Source organism: Stenotrophomonas sp. STEN035, from assembly GCF_056759935.1.
Genome location: NZ_JBRRDY010000020.1, coordinates 1 through 21,125 on the forward strand (window position 1 = coordinate 1; position 21,125 = coordinate 21,125).

Annotated in this window: 22 protein-coding genes; 13 read left to right on the forward strand and 9 right to left on the reverse strand. The window is 64.2% G+C overall.

Translation table 11 applies throughout. The annotated features are described in order from the left end of the window. Positions 1-93: 93 nt before the first annotated feature. Positions 94-573 carry a winged helix-turn-helix transcriptional regulator gene (locus ACVOLL_RS12070; protein WP_481509823.1) on the reverse strand — a complete coding sequence of 160 codons (480 nt, stop codon included), beginning with the start codon at positions 571-573 and terminating at the stop codon, positions 94-96. A 150-nt stretch (positions 574-723) separates the two neighbouring features. Between ACVOLL_RS12070 and ACVOLL_RS12075 the strand changes: the two genes are divergently transcribed. Both ACVOLL_RS12075 and alr read left to right on the forward strand, forming a co-directional pair. Continuing rightward, the gene (locus ACVOLL_RS12075; RefSeq protein WP_481513174.1) at positions 724-1,989 is read left to right on the forward strand and encodes a D-amino acid dehydrogenase; all 1,266 of its coding nucleotides are present in this window, start codon (positions 724-726) and stop codon (positions 1,987-1,989) included. Beyond that, on the forward strand, positions 1,989-3,065 hold the full coding sequence (gene alr / locus ACVOLL_RS12080) for an alanine racemase (protein WP_481513087.1): 1,077 nt from the start codon (positions 1,989-1,991) through the stop codon (positions 3,063-3,065). Before ACVOLL_RS12075 ends, alr begins: the two co-directional genes overlap by 1 nt. A 272-nt stretch (positions 3,066-3,337) precedes the next feature. On the opposite strand, the gene ACVOLL_RS12085 is transcribed toward alr, so the two are convergent. Beyond that, positions 3,338-3,907: a DUF3016 domain-containing protein gene (locus ACVOLL_RS12085; protein ID WP_481513088.1), complete on the reverse strand. Its 570-nt coding sequence runs from the start codon at positions 3,905-3,907 to the stop codon at positions 3,338-3,340. 185 nt (positions 3,908-4,092) lie between these two features. On the opposite strand from ACVOLL_RS12085, the gene ACVOLL_RS12090 reads away from it, so the two are divergent. From ACVOLL_RS12090 to ACVOLL_RS12110, 5 genes are all read left to right on the forward strand, one after another. Beyond that, positions 4,093-6,111, forward strand: coding sequence for an ATP-binding response regulator (locus ACVOLL_RS12090; RefSeq protein WP_481513089.1), 2,019 nt, complete (start codon positions 4,093-4,095; stop codon positions 6,109-6,111). A 170-nt stretch (positions 6,112-6,281) separates the two neighbouring features. Further along, complete coding sequence (locus ACVOLL_RS12095; protein WP_481513090.1) at positions 6,282-6,575, forward strand: DUF3247 family protein; 294 nt, start codon at positions 6,282-6,284, stop codon at positions 6,573-6,575. A gap of 94 nt (positions 6,576-6,669) precedes the next feature. After that, complete coding sequence (locus tag ACVOLL_RS12100) at positions 6,670-7,728, forward strand: class I SAM-dependent methyltransferase (RefSeq protein ID WP_481513091.1); 1,059 nt, start codon at positions 6,670-6,672, stop codon at positions 7,726-7,728. Next, positions 7,725-8,432, forward strand: a complete 708-nt coding sequence (locus ACVOLL_RS12105) for a pseudouridine synthase (RefSeq protein WP_481513092.1) — start codon at positions 7,725-7,727, stop codon at positions 8,430-8,432. The genes ACVOLL_RS12100 and ACVOLL_RS12105 overlap by 4 nt, the downstream gene beginning before the upstream one ends. After that, positions 8,432-9,109 carry an HAD family hydrolase gene (locus ACVOLL_RS12110; protein ID WP_481513093.1) on the forward strand — a complete coding sequence of 226 codons (678 nt, stop codon included), beginning with the start codon at positions 8,432-8,434 and terminating at the stop codon, positions 9,107-9,109. The genes ACVOLL_RS12105 and ACVOLL_RS12110 overlap by 1 nt, the downstream gene beginning before the upstream one ends. Positions 9,110-9,284: 175 nt before the next feature. Here ACVOLL_RS12110 and ACVOLL_RS12115 read toward each other — a convergent pair whose 3' ends face one another. Then, a complete protein-coding gene (locus tag ACVOLL_RS12115; RefSeq protein WP_481513094.1) occupies positions 9,285-9,848 on the reverse strand; it encodes a DUF1415 domain-containing protein in 564 nt (187 codons plus the stop codon). 222 nt (positions 9,849-10,070) lie between these two features. Between ACVOLL_RS12115 and ACVOLL_RS12120 the strand changes: the two genes are divergently transcribed. The 3 genes from ACVOLL_RS12120 to ACVOLL_RS12130 all read left to right on the forward strand — a co-directional run bounded on the left by ACVOLL_RS12120 (position 10,071) and on the right by ACVOLL_RS12130 (position 13,862). Beyond that, a complete protein-coding gene (locus tag ACVOLL_RS12120; protein ID WP_481513095.1) occupies positions 10,071-11,534 on the forward strand; it encodes a benzaldehyde dehydrogenase in 1,464 nt (487 codons plus the stop codon). 13 nt (positions 11,535-11,547) lie between these two features. After that, positions 11,548-12,672 carry an NAD(P)-dependent alcohol dehydrogenase gene (locus ACVOLL_RS12125; protein ID WP_481513096.1) on the forward strand — a complete coding sequence of 375 codons (1,125 nt, stop codon included), beginning with the start codon at positions 11,548-11,550 and terminating at the stop codon, positions 12,670-12,672. Between the two features lie 92 nt (positions 12,673-12,764). Then, a complete protein-coding gene (locus ACVOLL_RS12130) occupies positions 12,765-13,862 on the forward strand; it encodes a helix-turn-helix domain-containing protein (protein WP_481513097.1) in 1,098 nt (365 codons plus the stop codon). 21 nt (positions 13,863-13,883) lie between these two features. Here ACVOLL_RS12130 and ACVOLL_RS12135 read toward each other — a convergent pair whose 3' ends face one another. Then, positions 13,884-14,369: a YajQ family cyclic di-GMP-binding protein gene (locus tag ACVOLL_RS12135; protein ID WP_481513098.1), complete on the reverse strand. Its 486-nt coding sequence runs from the start codon at positions 14,367-14,369 to the stop codon at positions 13,884-13,886. 362 nt (positions 14,370-14,731) lie between these two features. Further along, the gene (locus ACVOLL_RS12140; protein ID WP_481513099.1) at positions 14,732-15,703 is read right to left on the reverse strand and encodes a mitochondrial fission ELM1 family protein; all 972 of its coding nucleotides are present in this window, start codon (positions 15,701-15,703) and stop codon (positions 14,732-14,734) included. A 131-nt stretch (positions 15,704-15,834) separates the two neighbouring features. On the opposite strand from ACVOLL_RS12140, the gene ACVOLL_RS12145 reads away from it, so the two are divergent. Both ACVOLL_RS12145 and ACVOLL_RS12150 read left to right on the forward strand, forming a co-directional pair. Next, positions 15,835-16,425, forward strand: a complete 591-nt coding sequence (locus tag ACVOLL_RS12145; protein ID WP_481513100.1) for a malonic semialdehyde reductase — start codon at positions 15,835-15,837, stop codon at positions 16,423-16,425. A 90-nt stretch (positions 16,426-16,515) separates the two neighbouring features. Continuing rightward, a complete protein-coding gene (locus ACVOLL_RS12150) occupies positions 16,516-17,226 on the forward strand; it encodes a YceI family protein (protein WP_481513101.1) in 711 nt (236 codons plus the stop codon). A gap of 268 nt (positions 17,227-17,494) precedes the next feature. Here the strand turns inward: ACVOLL_RS12150 and ACVOLL_RS12155 are convergent, their stop codons facing one another. Both ACVOLL_RS12155 and ACVOLL_RS12160 read right to left on the reverse strand, forming a co-directional pair. Then, on the reverse strand, positions 17,495-17,818 hold the full coding sequence (locus tag ACVOLL_RS12155; protein WP_481513102.1) for a hypothetical protein: 324 nt from the start codon (positions 17,816-17,818) through the stop codon (positions 17,495-17,497). A gap of 84 nt (positions 17,819-17,902) precedes the next feature. After that, positions 17,903-18,112, reverse strand: a complete 210-nt coding sequence (locus tag ACVOLL_RS12160) for a hypothetical protein (RefSeq protein WP_481513103.1) — start codon at positions 18,110-18,112, stop codon at positions 17,903-17,905. A 99-nt stretch (positions 18,113-18,211) separates the two neighbouring features. On the opposite strand from ACVOLL_RS12160, the gene ACVOLL_RS12165 reads away from it, so the two are divergent. Further along, positions 18,212-19,108 (forward strand): LysR substrate-binding domain-containing protein, encoded by an 897-nt coding sequence (locus ACVOLL_RS12165; RefSeq protein WP_481513104.1) that lies wholly within the window; start codon positions 18,212-18,214, stop codon positions 19,106-19,108. Positions 19,109-19,146: 38 nt separating this feature from the next. Here the strand turns inward: ACVOLL_RS12165 and ACVOLL_RS12170 are convergent, their stop codons facing one another. After that, positions 19,147-19,470, reverse strand: coding sequence for a DUF3325 domain-containing protein (locus ACVOLL_RS12170; RefSeq protein ID WP_481513105.1), 324 nt, complete (start codon positions 19,468-19,470; stop codon positions 19,147-19,149). After that, positions 19,463-21,124: a PepSY-associated TM helix domain-containing protein gene (locus ACVOLL_RS12175; RefSeq protein ID WP_481513106.1), complete on the reverse strand. Its 1,662-nt coding sequence runs from the start codon at positions 21,122-21,124 to the stop codon at positions 19,463-19,465. The genes ACVOLL_RS12170 and ACVOLL_RS12175 overlap by 8 nt, the downstream gene beginning before the upstream one ends. Position 21,125: the final 1 nt, after the last annotated feature.

The window sequence follows — 21,125 nt, forward strand, 5'->3', positions numbered from 1 at the left end:
GGGCGTGGCGTGCCGCGGGGCGTTCACCCCCCCCATCCCCCCCAGGTCCCCCCCCCCCGCCCGCCCCCACCCCCCGCACCCGCCCCCCCCCCACTACTCGGCTATGGGCAGGCACAGGGTTTCTTTTACTTCTTCCATCACGATGTAGCTCTTGGATTCGCGGACGTGCGGCAAGGTCAGCAGGGTGCTGCCCAGCAGCTTGCGGTAGGAGGCCATCTCATTGATGCGCGCTTTGAGCAGGTAATCGAAATCACCGGACATCAAATGGCATTCCAGCACGTTGGGCAGCTTCAGCGCCGCGCGCCGGAACTCCTCGAAGATGTCGCCGGATTTGTAGGCCAGGCTGATCTCCACGAACACCAGCAGGCTGGCTTTGACCGAGGCGGGGTCCAGCCGCGCGTAGTAGCCGGTGATCACGCCTTCTCGCTCCAGCCGGCGCACGCGCTCGGTGCAGGGCGTGGTCGACAGGCCGACGCGCTCGCCCAGCTCGGTGAAGGAGATACGCCCCTCCTGCTGCAGGATGCGCAGGATCTTGCGGTCGATCTTGTCCAGTTCGCGGCTGCGGGTGGCCATGGTGGCTCTGCTTATGATGAACGAAACAGGAAATTACCCTGATCAGGCATATCAATACAGCTAAAAACACTGGTTGACCCTGAATATACTGCGCCGTTCCTAGCCCCTGCCGTCCCGTGCGCAGGGAATGATGTGGTCCGGAGAATGAAAATGCGCGTTCTGGTGCTTGGCAGCGGTGTGATCGGCACGACCAGTGCCTGGTATCTACGGCAGGCCGGCTTTGAGGTCACCGTGGTGGATCGGCAGCCGGCCCCGGCGCTGGAAACCAGCTTTGCCAATGCCGGCCAGCTGTCGTTCGGCTACACCTCGCCGTGGGCTGCGCCGGGTGTGCCGTTCAAGGCGATCAAGTGGCTGTTCGAGGAACACGCGCCGCTGGCGATCCGCCCGACCGCCGACATCGCCCAGTACCGCTGGCTGTGGCAGATGCTGCGCAACTGCACCTCGGCCCGCTATGCGGTCAACAAGGCGCGCATGGTGCGGGTGTCCGACTACAGCCGCGATTGCATCAACGAGCTGCGCGCCGCCACCGGCATCGATTACGAAGGCCGCCAGCTGGGCACCACCCAGTTGTTCCGCACCCAGCAGCAGCTGGATGCCGCCGCGCAGGACATCGAGGTGCTGCGCGAGTACGGCGTGCCTTACGAAGTGCTGGACCGCCAGGGCATCGCCCGGGTTGAGCCAGCGCTGGCCGGCAAGACCGAGATGCTGGTCGGCGCGCTGCGCCTGCCCGAGGACCAGACCGGCGACTGCCAGCTGTTCACCAACAAGCTGGCGACGCTGGCCGAAGCGGCCGGTGTCGAGTTCCGCTTCGACCAGGACATCGCTTCGATCCAGACCGATGGCGACCGCATTACCGGCGTACGCATCAACGGCAAGCTGGAGACCGCTGACCACTACGTGCTCGCGCTGGGCAGCTATTCGCCGCAGCTGCTGGCACCGCTGGGCATGCAGCTGCCGGTATATCCGCTGAAGGGTTACTCGCTGACCCTGCCGATCACCAACGCAGCGATGGCACCGAATTCGACCATCCTCGACGAAAGCTACAAGATCGCCATCACCCGCTTCGAAGACCGCATCCGCGTTGGCGGCATGGCTGAAGTGGCCGGTTTCGATCTGTCGCTGGAGCCGCGCCGTCGCGCCACGCTGGAGAAGGTGGTCAAGGACCTGTACCCGGACGGCGGCGACCTGTCGCAGGCCAGCTTCTGGACTGGCCTGCGCCCGGCCACGCCGGACGGCACGCCAGTGATCGGCGCAACGCCGTATCGCAACCTGTTCCTCAATACCGGCCACGGCACCCTGGGCTGGACCATGGCGGCCGGCTCCGGTCGTTACCTGGCCGATCTGATGAGCGGCAAGCAGCCGCAGATCAGCACCGAAGGCCTGGATATCTTCCGCTACGGCAAGGGCCAGCACTGATGCGCCCGGCACAGGCACTGATCGACCTGGACGCACTGCGCCACAACTACCGGCTGGCCCGCCAGCTCGGCGGTGGCAAGGCGCTGGCGATCATCAAGGCGGACGCCTACGGCCACGGCGCCGTGACTTGCGCACGCGCGCTGCAGGACGAGGCCGATGGCTTTGGCGTGGCCTGCATCGAAGAAGCGCTGGAGCTGCGCCAGGCCGGCATTCGTGGCCCGATCCTGCTGATGGAAGGCTTCTTCGACGCGGCCGAGCTACCGTTGATCGTCGAACACGACTTCTGGGTAGTGGTGGCCACGTCATGGCAGCTGGAAGCAGTGGAAGCGTTCAAGACCGATGCCATGCTGCGTATCTGGCTCAAGCTGGACAGCGGCATGCACCGGCTGGGCCTGTCGCCGGAAGAGTTCCGCGACGCACATGCGCGCTTGAGCGCTCTGCCGCAGGTAGGCCCGCTGGTGTTGATGACCCACCTGGCGCGTGCCGATGAACTGGACAGCAACCGCACCCGCGAGCAGCTCGATGTCTTCGTTCGTGCGACAGAAGGTTTGGCCGGTGAAACCAGTCTGTGCAATTCGCCGGCACTGTTGGGCTGGCCGGATGTGCGCAGTGACTGGGTACGCCCGGGCCTGATGTTGTACGGCGCCGATCCGCTGTATCCGCAGCCCAGTCCGCATGCCGCGCAGCTGCGCCCGGTGATGACCCTGCAGTCGCGGGTGATCGCGGTGCGTGAACTCGCCGTCGGCGAACCGCTGGGTTATGGCGCGCGTTTTGTTGCTGAAAAGCCAACGCGCGTAGGCGTGGTGGCGATGGGCTACGCCGATGGCTATCCGCAATTCGCACCCAATGGCACGCCGGTGTTGATCGATGGCGTACCGGGGCGACTGATTGGCCGTGTGTCGATGGACATGTTGACCGTGGACCTGACCGATCACCCGCAGGCCGCACGTGGCAGCATCGTGCAGTTGTGGGGCAATGCGCCGACCATTTCGGAGCTGGCACCGCGCTGCAATACCAGCGCCTATCGCTTGCCGTGCAGTCTCAAGCGCACGCCGCGGGTGTATTTGTCGGAGTGAGATTGCCGGGTGCAATGAATGAAACGGGCCGCGTCGCGGCCCGTTTCATTTTGCATTTTGCATTTGTGGGAGCGGCGTCAGCCGCGAAGCTGGCGGCAATGAAGTTGCTGGCATATCTGTGATCGCTTGGATCACCAGCTTCGCGGCGTATGCCGCTCCCACAAGTTTCAGCGTACCGATAGAGCCTCTGCCGAGCATGGCTCGGCACTACAGGTGAAACAAAAAGGGCCGCATTGCGGCCCTTTGCTGTTTCCTATCTATGCGTTTACGAATTACAAGCCTGCAGTACTGCGATCGCTCTGCAGTTCGCGGCGTACCCAATCATTGAGCAGACGCTTTTCGTACCGCAGCGGGTCGGTGTTGTTGGGCAGGCTGCTGTTGAGCAGATAACCCGTGTCGGACAGCTTGCGCTCGCCTTGGTCGATGACCTGGCCATTGGCGTCGGTCAAGGTGAACTGCAGCGAGATACGCGGCGGATAGATGTCGCGCATGATGCGCACATCGTCCAGACGCGGGCCATGCCAAGGCTCGTAATCACCAGCGCGTTTGATGTCGGTGATGGTCACGTCCAGCTTCTGCCCTTCCGGCAACTGCTTGCTGGCCTGCTTGCGCAGGTACTCGGCCAGATCCTCCACCCAGTCGCCGCGCTGGGCATCCCAGCGGTTGCGGCTGTAACGCAGCTCGGTGAACTGGGCCGGGTCGGTCCACTGCACCTGCACCGGGCCTTCAGCAGGCAGGGCACGCGGGGCTTGCGGATCGGAAACAGTGCGCGGCTTGGCATCGGCGCCGCCAGCAGCCAGCAGGCAGGCCAGGACAAGTCCGGTAACGGTCAGTGTTTTCATGACGTGCTCCTGTGGACTTTGATGATAGAAGTGTGGGGCCGACAGCATTACGCTGCAATGAATCCTGTGCCAGTTCGCAGTCGTGGATTGCGCGATGGTTCATCATCACAGCATGTGGATGGTTTCTCGCCCAGACTGCCGGGTACATCTCCCTCATTTTGCCGCGCCCTTTCACCTTTCCGACAATGCCTGCCCCCAACCCGGACTCACACCTGTCATTGCTGTCTCTGGATGAAGAGGACCTGGAAAGCTCCAGCCTCTATCGGGAGGTATTCAATGCAGTGGCCAGCGGTTTCTGCGTGATAGAGCTGGTGTTTGAGCACGGTGTCGCGGTGGATTTCATCTATCGCAAGGTCAATGCTGGTTTCCAGAAGGTCACCGGGCTGAGCAATGTCACCGGTCGCCGCGCCAGTGAGGTGGTGCCGGCGATGGAGGCGGACTGGTTCCAGGCTTTTGGGCGGGTGGTCAGTGAGGGTGGGATCAGCCAGTTCGAGCGTCAGGTGTCGGAGCCGTCGCGCTGGTATTCGGTGGAAGCGGTACGCATCGGCAAGCCCGACAAACACCAGGTAGCGGTGTTTCTGTTTGATATCTCCGCACGCAAGCGGATTGAAACCGAACTGGCTGAAAGCGAGGCGCGTTTCAGTGCCTTGGCAGACGGTCTGCCGATGCCGGTCTGGGTGGTGGATGACCGCGGCCAGCTGCGCTTCGTCAACACCGCCTTCTTCACCTTCTTCGGGCTACCAGCTGATCAGGATCTGGGGCCGGACCCTTGGCAGCGCTTTCTGCATCCGGACGAACGTGCTTCGTTCGAATACGAGTTGCAGGCCGCGTTGAACGGCCGAACCGAGCTGCACGCCAATACCCGCGTGCGCCGTCACGATGGGCAATGGCGTTGGTTGGAAATGAACGCCGTCCCGCGCTTCTCGGCCGATGGCCGCTTCATTGGCCTGGCTGGCAACAGCCCGGATATCACCGAGCGCCGCGAGATTGAAATGGCGCGCGAAGATCTGCTCACCGCCGAGCGCGTAGCGCGCAACGCCGCCGAAGGTATGGCGCGGATGAAGGATGAATTCCTCGCCACCTTGTCGCATGAACTGCGCACACCGCTGACCACGGTACTGGGTTGGAGCGAGCTGCTGCTGCAGCGCATGGAAGCCGATCACCCGATGCGGCGCGGCATGGAAGTGATCGCCAGCAGTGCGATGACGCAGAAGAACCTGATGTCGGACATGCTCGACCTGAGCAGCATGTTGCTGGGTAAGGTGCAGCTGGAAGTGGAAGTGCTGGATCTGTCCGAGCAGCTGCGCGAAGCAGTGCGCGCGCAGGAACTGGTGGCCGAAGGCAAGGCGCAGACGGTGCTGTTGGAGTTGCCCGAGCTGCCGCAGCCGGTGCTCGGCGACGCCACCCGTCTGCAGCAGATTCTGGGCAACCTGTTGTCCAATGCGATCAAGTTCACCCCGGTTGAAGGCCGGATCGAGATCAGCCTGCAGCACGAAGGCGGGTATCTGGTGGTACAGATCAGGGACGATGGTGACGGCATCGCGGCGGAGTTCCTGGAGCATCTATTCAGTCGTTTCAGCCAGGCCGACAGCACCACTACCCGTCGCCATGGTGGTCTGGGGCTGGGTCTGGCCATCGTCCAACAGCTGACCGAACTACACGGCGGCAGGGTTTCAGCGGCCAGTGATGGGCCCGGGAAAGGCGCCACGTTCCGCGTGTGCCTGCCCGAGTTCCAGGCGCAGAAAGCGGCACGCCACCCGCGCCGGCGTGTACAACGTGGCCGCATCGGTGAGCAGGTGCTGGTGCCAAATGCTCTACAGGGCCTGCGCGTGTTGGCGGTGGAAGACCAGGTCGACATGCTGGGCTACATCCGTCGCCTGCTGGAAGAGCAGGGCGCATCGGTGGTCACCGCCGGCACGGCCGCCGAGGCGCTGGAGTTGCTGGATCTACGCGGGCATACCGCGTTCGATGTGTTGATCAGCGATATCGGCATGCCGGGCATGGATGGCTACGGCCTGATCCACACCCTGCGCGAGACCCTGGGTGTTGGTGGTGAAGAGCTGCCGGCAGTGGCAGTGACCGCGCTGGCTCGCGCAGATGATCGGCGGCGCGCGTTCTCCTCTGGTTTCCAGGGGCATCTGGCCAAGCCATACAGCGTGGCGCAGCTGATTTCGGCGATCCGCGATGCGCGCTTGCCGCGCTGAAATATTTGGTTTCTCTTCCAACTGGGGGAAAAAGCCGACGCCAGGGGACTTGCAGCGGATTGCGGGTGACTCCTCAGATGCTATGTGGAAGGGGCCGCTCCCACAAAGTCTTTGCGCGGATTTCACGCGGGAAAACGGTACTGTGACGGCGTTCACTCATGGACGCTGCCATGCCCCTGTACGCGCCCCATGTCTACTCCGACCCGATGCTGATCGCATCGCTGGAGGCGCTGCTCGGCCAGTTGCCGGAGCAGGCGCGGGTAATGCTGGTCCTCAAGGATGGCAGCCGCGTGGCCGGTACGGTCACCGCGCAGCCAGCATTGCAGCACTTTGCCGACCATAACGAGGAGCCCGGGGTGAACGCAACGGTGCGGCTGGAAGACCTGTTGCGGGCCTGCCAGCAGCATGTGGTGTGGCTGGACAGCGTGCTCCAGGTGCAGCATTTGCCGGCCGCCGAACCCTGATCCAGCGCGGGCGCGAGCCCTCATTCAGCTGGCTGCGGCCGGTGACCGGGGTCGGCCCGGTAGAATGGTCGGCCCTGCTAGATGAATTACCGGCATGCCTGCTCCGCACGACGCTCCGTTGGAAACCCTGTTCCTCCCGTTCACCAAGGCTGGCCTGCGCTGGCCGCAGGGGCCGGTCCTGTTCCTGCGCGCGCGCGATGGTTGGCCGCTGCGTGAGCATGCTGACAGCGCACAGCTGGTCTGCTCGCAGAGCTTCCGCCCGTTTGCCGAGGCGCTGCAGCGCAGTGGCTGGGAAGTGCGCGATGAGCAGGCGTTGGAGCAGTCCGACGAGCGTTACGCGCTGGTACTGGTGCTGCCGCCGCGGCAGCGCGACGAAGCCCGCGCGCTGTTTGCCCAGGCCCTGAGCAAACTGGCCCCGGGCGGGATCATCCTCGCCTGCCAGTCCAACAATGAAGGCGCACGCTCCGGCGAAAGCGACCTGCAGCAGCTGGCCGGGCTGGGCGGCACGCTGACCAAGAACCACTGCCGTGCCTATTGGTCGCTGCCGGCCGAAGGCCAGCACGACGAGGCGCTGCACAAGCGCTGGGCTGCGCTGGATGCACCGCGCAAGATCGTCGATGGCCGCTTCCTGAGCCGCCCCGGCGTGTTTGCCTGGGACCGCATCGATCCGGCTTCGGCCCTGCTGGTGGAGCAGCTGCCGGCGGATCTGGCCGGCCGTGGCGCCGATCTGGGCGCCGGCTGGGGCTATCTGTCCTCCGAAGTGCTGGCACGCTGCCCCAAGGTCACCGCGCTGGATCTGTACGAAGCCGAGGCGCGCGCGTTGGCCCTGGCCCGCCACAACCTGGCCGAGGTCGGCGAGCAGGTGAAGCTGGACTTCCGTTGGCAGGACGTCACTGCCGGCATCGATGGCCGCTACGACTTCATCGTCTCCAACCCGCCGTTCCACACCCCTGCGCGCGAAGACCGGCCCGACATCGGCCGTCGCTTCATCGCCGTGGCTGCGCAGTCGCTGCGCCCGGGCGGGCAGTTGTTCATGGTTGCCAACCGCCATCTGCCCTACGAGCAGATCCTGACCGAGAGCTTCGGCCAGGTGCGTGTTGCCGCCGAGCGAGATGGTTTCAAGGTCATCGTCGGCACCCGGGGCCGCGCATGAAGCTGGTCAAGCACATCGCCAACCTTGGTTACGGCAGCCGCAAGCAGGTGCAGCAGATGTTCCGCGAAGGCCGCGTCACCGATGCGCAGGGCGATGTGCTGTATGCCGACGACAAGGTGGAGCACGACAACATCCGCATCGATGACGAGGTGCTGGACCCGCCGCCGGGCCTGATCCTGATGCTGCACAAGCCGGCCGGTTATACCTGCTCCACCAAGGATCACGGCCGCTTGATCTATGAGCTGCTGCCCGAGCGTTTCCGTGATCGCGACCCGGTGCTGTCCAGCGTCGGCCGTCTCGATCGTGATACCTCTGGCATGTTGCTGATGACCGATGACGGCCAGCTGCTGCACCGCATCGTGTCGCCGAAGTCGAAGCTGGACAAGGTTTACGAAGCGCAGCTGGCGGAAGACCTGAGCGGCACCGAGACCGCACAGTTCGCCAGCGGCGCACTGCTGCTGGAATCGGACGACAAGCCCTTGCTGCCCGCCGAACTTGAGGTGCTGGGCGCGCGCGCGGCGCGACTGACCCTGCACGAAGGCCGCTATCACCAGGTACGGCGCATGTTCGCCGCGGTGGGCAACCACGTGCAGGCGCTGCACCGTTCGCGCATTGGTGGACTGGGCCTGGGCGATCTGCCTGAAGGCCAATGGCGTCAGCTCGATGCCGCCGATCTGGCCGTGCTGTTCGGAGAACAGGCCTGATGGAATTGTTGGCCCGCCCGCAGGCGCTGGTGTTCGACATGGACGGCCTGATGCTGGACAGCGAGCGTGCGCTGATGGGCTGTCTGGAACAGACCGCGCAGGATCATGGCTATGCATTGCCGCGCCCGCTGCTGCTGTCCTTGATTGGTTCCTCCGACGCGACCACCCGGCAAAAGCTGGCCGATGTGTTGGGCATGGAACGTACCGACGCACTGCTGGCCGATTCCTATGCGCGCTATGCCGACATCGTTGATGCCGGCGTGCCGTTGCGGCCGGGCATCATCGAGTTGCTGGAATTGCTGCGCGAGTACGAAATCCCGCGCGCGGTGGCCACCGCGACGCGTTCACCGCTTGCCCAACGCAAGTTGGAAGCGGCTGGGCTGCTGCAGTATTTCCAGTTTGTTGCCACCAGCAGCGATGTCGCCCATTCCAAGCCGGCCCCAGATATCTACCTGCACGCCGCGCGTGGATTAGGCATCGCTCCGGCACTTTGCCTGGCATTGGAAGATTCCCCAACCGGCGTACGCGCCGCATTGGCCGCAGGCATGACCACCATCCAGATTCCGGACCTGCTGGAGCCGGACGAAGAAGTGCGCGGCTACGGCCACCACATCACCGCCTCGCTGCACGACGTGCGCGAGCTACTGCAGCAATGGCTGCCGGTAAGCGCAGCCTGACGCCTCACCGGTAGTGCCGAGCCATGCTCGGCAAGGGGCTTTACCAGCAATGCCCAACGTAGTGCCGAGCCATGCTCGGCTTGAGGCATTACCGGTAAAGGCCTCTGCCGAGCATGGCTCGGCACTACAACGACGCGCTGCTTGCCGAGCATGGCTCGGCACTACAGGTCATCTTTCAGGCGTTGCCTTCACCGCCGGCCAACACACGGTGCCAGCCTTCCACGCCCAGCTGGTCCAGCGTGGCGATGTTGCGCTCGACAATCACGTCCGGATCCGGGAACGCCGCCACCGCACGCTCAACGCTGTCCTCGCGCAGCAGGTGCAGGGTCGGGTAGGGCGAACGGTTGGTGTAGTTGCTCACATCATCCGGCGCAGCACCGGCGAACTGGTACTGCGGGTGGAAACTTGCCACCTGCAGGATGCCCTGCAGATCCAGCGCTTCCACCGCCGCATCGGCGTTTTCCAGGAAATCGTTGTAGTCCAGGAAATCTCCGAGAACCTCAGGGTGGATGATCAGCGTGGTGTCGACCTGCTCCACCGGGGTATCGCGCAACAGCAGCAGCTCCTCGGCAAGCTGCTCCAGCAGTGCCTCCGGCGTGGTCGCATCACTGAGCACGAAACGGACCTGGTTCTTGACGTAGACCGCCTTGGCGAACGGGCACAGGTTCAATCCGATCACCGCTTTTTCCAGCCAGTTGCGGGTGACGGCGATGGGATCGATGGCGGCTTCTTCGTTCATGGCTGGCGCTCAGGCTGGCAGGGCAGGCGATTGTAGTGGTCCTCGGCGTTGGCTGCCGTCGTGCTGTCATCGCAATGGCGTTCACTGTCCACAAACTGGACACCGTGCATTGTTGAAATTCCCATGCTTTCAGCGGCTTGCAAGGTTCTCGCCGAAGGCTAATAGGCAGCTGCCGGGCGCAGGTATTCAATGTCGGCACAGACCACGCTAGGAGTACAGGCAATGGCAGAACAGGCATTTCTTCCCCCCGCGTTATGGGCGGGCAAGCAGTTTGATGGTCAATGGCAGGCCGGTAGCGGTCAGCAGGACGTGATCGAGCCGGCCACCGGCAAGGTACTCGGCAGTATCGCAATGGCAGACCCGGCGCAGATCGCGCGCTCGGCTGCTGCCGCCGCCAAGGCACAGCGCGACTGGGCCAATGCACCCTATGAAACCCGCGCGCAGGTGCTGCGTCGTGCCGCGCAGCTGGCCGATGAACACGCCGCCGAGATCATCGACTGGTTGGTGCGTGAGTCCGGTTCGACCAAGCTCAAGGCCGGCTTCGAGAACAAGGTGAGCAGCAAGGCACTGCAGGAGGCCGCAGCGCTGCCCTCGCGCAGTGTTGGCGAGATCCTGCCGTCGGCGTCGGGGCGGCTCAACCTGGCCCGGCGGCGTCCGCTGGGTGTAGTGGGCGTGATCTCCCCGTTCAACTTCCCCTTGTACCTGGCGATGCGCGCGGTGGCACCGGCGCTGGCGCTGGGCAATGCGGTGGTGCTCAAGCCTGATCCGCGCACGGCGGTCTGCGGTGGCTTTGTTATCGCCCGTCTGTTTGAACTGGCCGGGCTGCCGGCCGGTGTACTGCACGTGCTGCCGGGTGACGGTGCAGCGGGTGCGGCGCTGACCAGCGATCCCAATATCGCCATGATCCAGTTCACCGGCTCCACTGCTGCCGGCCGCAAGGTCGGCGAAGCAGCGGGTCGGCATCTGAAAAAAGTGTCGCTGGAGCTCGGCGGCAAGAATGCGCTGATCGTGCTCGATGATGCCGACATCGACCTGGCCATCGCCAATACCGCCTGGGGCGTCTATCTGCATCAGGGGCAGATCTGCATGGCCACCGGCCGCGTGCTGGTGCAACGCGGCATCTATGCCCAGTTCCTGGAGAAGCTCATCGCCAAGGCGCAGTCGCTGACGGTCGGTGATCCGGCCGTTGCCGATGTCGCGCTCGGTCCCTTGATCAACGCGCAGCAGCGTGACCATGCCGCGCGCGTGGTGGCCGAGGCGGCAGCGGCCGGCGCAACCCTGGAAACCGGCGGCAGCTACCAGGATCTGTTCTTCGAACCGACCGTGCTCAGCGGCGTGGACAAGACCAATCCCGCCTTCCGCGCGGAGATCTTTGCACCGGTGGCGGTGGTGGTGCCGTTCGACAGCGATGAAGAGGCTGCAGCGTTGGCCAACGACACCGAGTACGGCCTGTCGATGGCGATCGTCTCCAGCAATGTCGGCCGTGCCTTGAAGCTGGGCGAACAGCTGCATACCGGCATCCTGCATATCAACGACCAGACCGTGAATGACGAAGTCATCAATCCGTTTGGTGGCGTTGGCGCCTCCGGCAATGGCAGCAGCATCGGCGGCCCCGCCAACATCGAAGAGTTCACCCAATGGCAATGGCTGACCATCAAAGGTGAAGCCCCGGCCTATCCGCTCTGAACAGGAGAAACCCATGAGTGCATCTGCAGAACTGCGTGACATCACCGTGGCAGTGGTGCGTGAGAAGGAAAAGCCGTTCACCATCGAGCAAGCGCGCATCCGCGGGCCCAAGGATGACGAAGTGCTGGTGCGTGTCGTTGCTACTGGCCTGTGCCACACCGACCTGATCGTGCGTGACCAGTACTACCCGGTGCCGCTGCCGGCGGTGCTCGGCCACGAAGGTGCGGGCGTGATCGAAGCGCTGGGTCCGGGCGTCAAGGATCTGAAGGTCGGCGACCATGTGGTGCTCACCTACGGTGCCTGTGGCCACTGCAATCCGTGTAGCGGCGGCCACGGTGCCTACTGCAAGGACTTCTTTGGCCTGAACTTCGGCGGTGGCGAACTGGACGGCAGCACCGCCATCCAGGACCCGCACGGTCAGCCGCTGCACGATCATTTCTTCGCCCAGTCCTCGTTCGCCACCTATGCGCTCAGCCGCGAGAACAATGCGATCAAGGTGCCCGTCGACGCGCCGCTGGAACTGCTGGGCCCGCTGGGCTGCGGCATCCAGACCGGTGCCGGTGCGGTGATCAACTCGCTCGAGGTCCGCGCCGGCAGCAGCTTTGCTTCCTATGGTGCGGGTGCGGTTGGCCTGAGCGCGGTGATGGCTGCCCGCGTGGCAGGTGCCACCACCATCATCGCCATCGATGTGGTGCCGTCGCGATTGGAGCTGGCCAAGGAACTGGGTGCCACCCACACGATCAACAGCCGCGAGGTGGATGTGATCGAGGCGGTGCGTACGATTACTGGCGGTGGTGTTGATTTCGCGTTGGAGTCCACCGGTCGCCCGGAGGTGTTGGAGCAGGGCATCGAGGCATTGGCCGGTCTGGGCGTGATCGGCGTGGTGGGTGCGCCCAAGCTGGGCACCAAGGCCGCGTTCGACATCAACAACCTGCTGCTGGGCGGCCGCAGCATCCGCGGCATCGTCGAAGGTGACAGTGTGCCCAAGGTGTTCATTCCGCAGCTGGTACAGCTGTATCAGCAGGGCCGCTTCCCGTTCGACAAGCTGGTCAAGTTCTATCCGCTGGAGCAGATCAACCAGGCCGCCGAAGACAGCACCAAGGGCATCACCTTGAAGCCGATACTCAAGATCGGTTGATGGAACAAACCATCGCGGGCCGTGCTGGCTCGCGATGGCGATTCAGTCAGCGAGCGAGGTGTAGGCTGGGCGCAGTTGTCTGGAGGACGCCCATGGCCACCACGCTCGTGCAACAGCAGCAACGCCTGGCAGCGGCGCGACAGCGCTTCGCCGAGGGTGGCAGCCTGCCTGCGCAGTTGCTGGCACCGGCCGTGCTGCGCTCGTGGGAGCGCTCGCGACAAGCGGGCGTGTGCCCACAACAGGCGCCGCAGTATTCGTCGCTGGCACAACGCCAGCTGCGTCTGGACGATCCGGCAGACCGCTTGCTTGCCCGTTGCGTACGCCAGGACATGGACGATCTATGGGCGGCGTTCGGTGGCCGCCGCTGGACCCTGTTCTGCGTCAACCGTGATGGCCTGATCATTGCCCAGCGCGAGCACGGTCTTGGCGATGAAGCGATTCTGCGGCCGATCCAGGTCGGCCGACGCGTGCGCGAGATCGAGGTCGGCACCACCGCACCGTCCTGCGCACTGGCCGAGGACGCACCGGCGCTGGTGCGCGGCAACGAGCATTATCTTGATGAGTTTTCGCAGGTCTATTGCCTGAGCGTGCCGCTGCACGGTGCCGATGGCGAGGTGCTGGGTGCGCTGGATATCACCGGCATCGGCGAGCGTGACAGCGAACTGCTGCGTGGTTACTTCCGTCAGGCCGCACTGTCGATCGAGAACCAGCTGATCCAGCAACAGCGCGATTGCCATCTGCTGGCCGTGCAGCACGATGCGCGCTGGTTGGGCACGCCGCTACAAGGTGTTCTGGCGGTGGGCGAGGACGGCCAGCTGCGTGCCGCCAACAGTGTGGCGCGGCGCATTCTTGGCCTGCCGCGCAGCGGCGCATTGCCGTTGATGCGCCTGGATGGCGTGTTTGCCGAAGCCAGCATGCACCAGCGCCGCCGCCTGCTGCAGGCCGGGCCGGTGCATCGGGTGCCGCTGCACGCGGATAGCGCCTTGCAGGTGCAGTATCTGCGCGGGCCGGTGCGCGCGCGGGCCAGTACCAAGGCGGTTGCGGTGGCAGCGACGAGTTCGCTGCGCACCCAGGGCGCACAGGCGGTGCGTGAAGCGGTGGCGGCGCATGCCGGCAATCTCAGCGCAGCGGCACGTCAGCTGGGTATTTCGCGCACCACCTTGTACCGCAAGCTGCAGCAGGCCGGTTGAGCCTGCTGCAACGGCTTTACATCAGTCGCGGAAGTTGTCGAACTGCAGCGGCTGTTCGAAATCGCTCTTCTTCAGCAGCGCCATCACTTCCTGCAGATCGTCACGCTTCTTGCCGTTGACGCGCAGCTTGTCACCGTTGATCTGGGTGTCGACCTTGATCTTGGATTCCTTGATCTTGGCGGCGATCTGCTTGGCCAGCTTCTGCTCGATGCCCTGCTTGACCGTCACCTGCTGGCGTGCGCCACCCAGATTGGTCTCGATATCGCCGAACTCCATGCAGCGGAAATCGATGCTGCGCGCGGCCAGGCGCTGCTTGAGGATGTCCGACATCTGCTTGAGCTGGAAATCAGTGGGCGCAGTGAGCTTGATCAGCTTCTCGCCATCCTGCTCGAAGCTTGCGGCCACACCCTTAAAATCGAAGCGCGTGGACAGCTCGCGGTTGGCCTGGTCGATGGCGTTGGTCAGCTCGTGCTTGTCAACTTCGGATACGACGTCAAAAGAAGGCATGGGGCCTGCTCCAATCAGAAAATCAGGCGCCATTCTAGGCGATTGGCGGGGAGGGGAGGCTGCCGTTGCCTTTGCCAGAGCCTTTGCCTTTGAGCTTGGCTTTGGCCCTGCTTGCTTTCAGCTCGTCATTCCCGCGAAGGCGGGAATCGCTCCTGCTCTTGCTCCTGCATTTGCTGTGCCTTGGTTCCTCTTTCGTACGGAGGAATCGAAGCCAGAGCCAAGGGCGAAGAGCCAAGAGCCAAGAGCGATTCCCGCCTTCGCGGGAATGACGAGCTAATGGCAGAGGCCAGAGCAACAGCTAGAGCAACAGCTAGAGCAACAGCTAGAGCAACAGCTAGAGCAACAGCCAGGGCCAGAGTCGCTCACAACCTCAATCTGAGCTTCACCTCAGCCGCAATCCGGCTGGTCTCGCGCAAGGGCTCTACCTCCACACCCAAGTCGGCATCCAACGCAGCCAGCCCATCCAACAACCGTCCACGCTCCCGCAATGCCTGCTGAAAGGACGCCATCCGCCCCTGCGCACGTGTACCCAGCAACACCCCAACCGGCACACGGGTGGCGCAGGCTTCCGACAGCAGGTTGACCGAGTCCGGCGTACAGACAATACGGTCGGCCCAGCCCAGCAGCCCGGCATAAGGATTGGAGCCATCGCCGCCATCGGCCCAGATCACCCCGGGCACATCGTCGAAGGCACGCAGCAAGGCGGCCGTCACCGCGCGCGGGGTGCGGCGCGAAGTGGTGGCCAGCACGCTGCCGCCATCGGCGCGGATGCGCGCGGCCAGTTGCTGGAACAGTGGCTGGATGTCGCTGTCCTGCCACGGTGCATGATCGGTAGGGCCGCCGACCAACAAGGCGGTGCGCGGCCCCGGCAGTTGCTCGAAACTGGAGAACGCGGCCCGGCCCCAGGCCAGCCAGTCATCGCTGACCGGGTTGAGGCTGCCCAGCAGGGTGAGCACGTTGTCCGCGCGCAGGCGGTCGTGCTCGGGCACCACCAGCAGGTCCCAGTGGCGCGGGGAAATACGTGGGTCGAGGATCTGCACGGTGCGGCTGCCGTGTTGGCGCAGCACCCGTAATGCGCCAGCGGCCTGCCGGCCACAACCAATCGCCAGCGCCGGCGCATTGCCGGCCAACTGCGCGAACTGCGGTCCAAAAGCGCGCGCAGCGCCCGGCAACAGGCGCGGCGCCAGCCAGCGCCAGGGTGCCTGCGGCTGCAGCTGCAGGCGTTGCTGGCCACCAAGGCCCAGCGCAGACGCCAACGCCACCGCCTGGCGCACATTGCCGGCGCGGCCGTCGGTGATCGTCCAGGGGAGCGTCGATCGTTTCGCGTATGGCATTAATTCGTTTCAAAAAGGCTGGGTGTTGCAACAGCCAGAGGGCTCTACACTGCGACCTCTGATCGGCGTGTCATTGTCCCGGGCTGACCGGTGCAATGTCACGACCGTAGCCAATTCATCACGGAGTTTCCATGTCCGACATCTTCAACGATGCCGCGCTTGACCAGCTGTTCCGCACCGCCCGCACCCAGAACACGTTCCAGGACCGTCCGGTCGAGGACAGCCAGCTGCGCGCCCTGTACGACCTGCTGAAGTGGGCACCCACCTCCGCCAACGCCAGCCCGGCACGCTTCGTGTTCGTCAAATCGGCTGAAGCCAAGCAGAAGCTGGCCCCGGCCCTGTCCGAGGGCAATCTGGCCAAGACCCTGGCTGCCCCGGTCACGGCGATCGTTGGCTTCGATCTGGATTTCCACGAGAAGCTGCCGTACCTGTTCCCCCACACCGACGCCAAGGCCTGGTTTGACGGCCCGCGCGAAGGTCGCCACGAGGCTGCGTTCCGCAACGGCAGCCTGCAGGGTGCCTATCTGATCCTGGCCGCGCGCGCGCTGGGCCTGGATGCTGGCCCGATGTCGGGCTTCGACCCGGCCAAGGTGGATGAAGCGTTTTTTGCCGGCACCGCCATCAAGTCCAATTTCCTCGTCAATCTGGGCTATGGCGACCCGTCCGGCATCTTCCCGCGCTTGCCGCGGCTTTCCTTCGACGAAGCCGCGCGCATTGCCTGATTGCTGAAGTGTTCCACGCGGCGTCCGTCACACCGGCTGACGCCGTGCTTGTTGAAAATAATCCCGTCTATCACCTCCAAGGAGAGACCCATGTCCGCTATGTCCAAGTTGCTGCTCCCGCTGGCCCTGGCCGCTGCCATCACCGCCTGCTCCAAGCCGGCCGACACCGCTGCCCCGGCTGCCGCCCCGGCCGAAACCGCAGCTGCGCCGGCTGAAGCGGCTGCTGCTGCACCGGCTGCCCCGGAAGCTGCTGCGATCCAGATCGCCGCCGGCACCTACAAGCTCGACCCGACCCACACCGACGTGCTGGTGCAGTGGAGCCACATGGGCTTCTCCAACCCGAGCGCGCACTTCGGTAACGCGGACGGCACCCTGGTGTACGACGCCGCTGACGTCGGCAAGTCCAGCGTGGAAGTGACCCTGCCGCTGAGCGGTTTGAACAGCTTCACCGCCAAGTTCGACGAGCACCTGCGCAGCGCCGATTTCTTCGATGCCGCCAAGTTCCCGACCGCCACCTTCAAGAGCACCAAGGTGGAAGCCGCTGGTACCAACAAGCTGACCGTGACCGGCGACCTGACCGTCAAGGGCATCACCAAGCCGGTGGTGCTGGACGTGACCGTCAACGGTGCCGGTGAGCACCCGATGGCCAAGGTGCCGTCGGTCGGCTTCGATGCCACCACCACCATCAAGCGCAGCGATTTCGGCGTGGGCGCCTACGCCCCGGCCGTCAGCGACGACGTCAAGATCCGCATCACCACCGAAGCCTCGATCCCGAAGGCCGAGGAAGCTGCCGCCAAGTAATCGCGCCAGCGGTTTCTTCGCAGCACGCAACAAATGCAAAGGCCCGCCATTGGCGGGCCTTTGTCGTTAAACCCTGAAGCCCCTCTCCCGCCGGGAGAGGGGTTGGGGTGAGGGTAGGCGAAAGCGCGTCAAGCAATCCGCAACATGGCTTCCTCGCCTTTGTAGGAGCGGCGTAAGTCGCGAAGCCGATACATCATCAGTTGGCAAAAATGCGGATGGCTTCAATACCGTCAGCTTCGCGGCTTACGCCGCTCCTACAAACTGGCGCTCAAGCAACGCGCGCTGGCACCCCTGCAAGTCGTACGTGCCCCACCAACTGCCGCAGATAGCCGCCGGCTGCACACAGCAGCGCATCACCAACCGGCTTCAACGCGCGCCTGCCCCAACGCTGATGAAAATGCCGCGCATACGGCAGCAGCACATCCGAAAAAATCACCATCAGCTGTGCGGAGAAGAGCGCGAGCAGCACTTCCAGCCCCAATGCATCCAGCACAGGCACCAACGTAGCCAGTTCCGGGTTGGAGATGATGCACAGAATCACGACGGTGGTGAGCAAGGCGGCCGCTCGGCCGCGCCAGTGGTGGGTTTTCATCTGTCGAACCATACCAAGTAGCGGCGCGGTTGATGGCGGAGAGGCGGGCCTGTGCTGTTGGACGCGGATCGGAACGGGCAGGCTTCAACGATTCGAGCAGGCACCCGTTGGCAGGGGCATCGCGCGCGCGGGGGCGTCTGCGGGTTCATGGCCGCGCTCATCCCTGCGCGTCTTGCCAATGTCGCTTGCCCCCTCGGCTGCGGCGGCGGTGCCGTCTTGGCCCGCCAATTGCCTGGCCAGCTCGACATTGGCGATATGCCCATGCATGAACAGCAGATCGGTATAAACACTCATTTCCCTGCTCCGTGTTGAGAGTGGGTTGAGGTTAGTTCCGGGCTATAGTCAGTAAAAGCGAGCATCCCTCAAATACGTATTGAGAAAAACTCAAGTCAAATGTCCAGGCCCCCACTTCAGTTCCTACAGGGTTTCGTGCACGCCGCACGCATGGGCAACATGTCGCGCGCGGCCGAGGCGATGAACGTCACCGTCAGTGCCTTGAGCCACCAGATGCGCCAGTTGGAGCAGCGGCTCGGCTATCCGCTGCTGCTACGGCAGGCGCGCGGTGTGGCGCCGACGCAGGAAGGGCGGCGCCTGCTCGATCAGGTTGGCCCGCACCTGGATGCGATCAACGAGGTATTCCGTCCGTTCCAGGCGCGGCGTGATTGCGTGTTGTCGATCAGCGCGGTGCCGACGATGGCATCGGCATGGTTGGTACCGCGCTTGGGTCGATTCGTTGCGGCGCATCCGCAGATCGAGATCAACCTGCAGTCCAACCAACTGCTGATCGATTTCGAGCGGCAACTGCAGTTCGATGGGGCGATGCGCATCGGTGATGGCCGTTGGCCGGGGGTGATCGCCGAGCCCTTGATCGACGAGTGGTTGGTACCAATGGCCAGCCGGACATTGGTGGAGCGCATGGGCGGCATCGGTGCGAAACCATTGTCGGAGTGGCCGCTGTTGGGCGACCCGGATGGCGAATGGGATCGTTGGTTCGCCTTGACCGGTGCAGAGGCGCCCAAGCGCTACGTTGCGATCTTTGATGATTCCGAGTCGCACCATCGTGCTGCGCTGGAGGGCGTGGGTGTAGCACTCGGGCGGGTAACGCGCGCGCAGCTGCTGTTGCAGTCGGGTCAGTTGCTGTTGCTGTCCGATCAGCGCTTGAAGACCGCGTGGTCGCATTGGTTGGTCTATCCGGAGCGCTCGACCGACCACCGCGGTTTCCAGGCATTCCGCGAATGGCTGCATGCGGAAGCTGCTGCGTATCGCGAGCACATGGGCGAACAGCGCTGACGTCGGCAGTCAGCCTGCATTGCCTGCTGACTGCGTTGTTACCTGATCCAGGGCGCAAAAACGCGCAAGCGCTGTGGCCGCGAAGACAACGTAAACGCCACCAACATCGCCGCAGCGCTCAAGGCCATCACCCAGACCAGCACCGCCATCGTGGCGTGATCCACTGCCAGGCACAGCACCAGTGCAACGCAGACGCTGAAGCTGCCGAGGATGCGCAGCAAACGCAGGGTGGCCGGCAATGGCGGGCGCGGCCACACCTGCAATGCATGCACCTGCATCGACAACGCCAGCCATGCCATGCCGACAAGGCTGCTCAACAGCGCGGCAGCCAGCATCAGGTTGGCGGACAGAGATTCATGCATGAGCGTTGTCCTGGTGTGCGATCTGTTTTGGGTGCGCGCGCTGGCCAAGCTTGCTCGCAGCAATAACAGCGATGGCGGCGCTGCCGAGCAGGAACAGATCGATACCCGCCACCGGCCAATAGCCGCGCGCCAGCGTGCGCAGCAGATGGTCGCCAGTGGTGATCCAGTTCAAGGCCACGGCTGCGACTGCCATCACCGCGATGGCCCAGGTCTGTTCGCGCCATGCCGGGTTGGCCAGGCCGCGTGCCACCGGTGCACCGCGCACACCCGCATGCACCAGTGCCAGCGCCCACACCGCCCAGAACGCATAGCGCTCCCAGTTGCCACGGCCGGGCAGGGCCTCGGGGAGCAGGCGGTTGGCAATCAGGATGCCGAGCGTGGCCAGAACCATGCCGGTCACTGTCGTCACGGCCAGCGCGTCTACGATGCGTGCGCCTTGGCTGCCTTGTTGGGCGTGCTGGCGCTTGCGTTTCTCGACGAAGAAGATGAAGCCGGTGGCGATGCACACGGCACCGGCAAGGCCGCCGAACACGTACAGCCAACGCAGCAGCCAATGGCGGAAGTGTTGCAGGTGCAGGCCGGTGAGGAACTCGGCCATGCGTGCCACCGGCGTGGCGGCTGGATCTTCGCGGATCAGTTTCCCGTCGGTGGATTTGAAGTGGATGCCATCGCCGACCAATGCGATGCGGTCGGTGCCGGCGCGGTACACGCTGACATAGCCATTGGCATCGCCAACATGTTGCAACACCAGGAAACCGACATCGCCGGCCTTGTCATTGGCTTCCCAGCGCCGCCGCGCCTGCGCGACCATCTCATCCACCGATGCCAGCCCAGCGGCAACACCCGCGCGCTGATGCGGCAGGCCGGTTTCCTGCGCTTCCATCCGTTCGTGCAGGTCGTGCAGATCATGCAGTTGGGTGTGACCAACCGGAAAGTAATAGGTGCCGGCAAAGATCAGCAGGCCGGTCAGTGCGAAGAAAAAGTGGAACGGCAGCGCCACCACGCCGGTGAGGTTGTGCAGGTCCAGCACGCTGCGCAGCCTGGCCTTGCCTGGGCGGAAAGTGAAGAATTCGCGGAAGATCTTCCGGTGCATCACCACGCCGCTGATGAGCGCGGCCAGCATCACCAGTGCGGAGAAGCCGACGATCCAGATGCCCAGGTTCTTCCAGTCCAGAGTCAGGCCGTAGTGCAGCGGAAAGAAGAAGCCGCTGCCGATCTTCAAGTGGTCGTCGGGAAGTACGCTGCCATCGCGCGGATCGATGGTGGCGTAGGCCCAGATCAGCTCTTCCGGGTCCTTGGCATTGGGCACCTGGTAGCCCGCATACAGGGCCAGCACTGGGTCACGGTGGGTGGTGTAGGCACTCCAGCTGGCGACCTTGTCGAAGTGCGCGGGCATCGGCCCGTTGACGCGCGGGCGCATCGCATCGATGGCTTCCTTGTTCGGCTGCATGCGCTCAAATGCGGGGCGCAGTACCTTCTCGAAGGACGGCATCGGCTGCGCTTCGATGCGGGTGGCGGGAATCGCCCAACGATCGATTTCGCGGTCGAAGACCGATAGCGCGCCAAAGAAGAACGCCGCCATCAACACGAAACCCAGTGCCAAGCCGAACCAGGTGTGCAGCCACGCCATTGCTTGCCGGAAACTATTGAACATG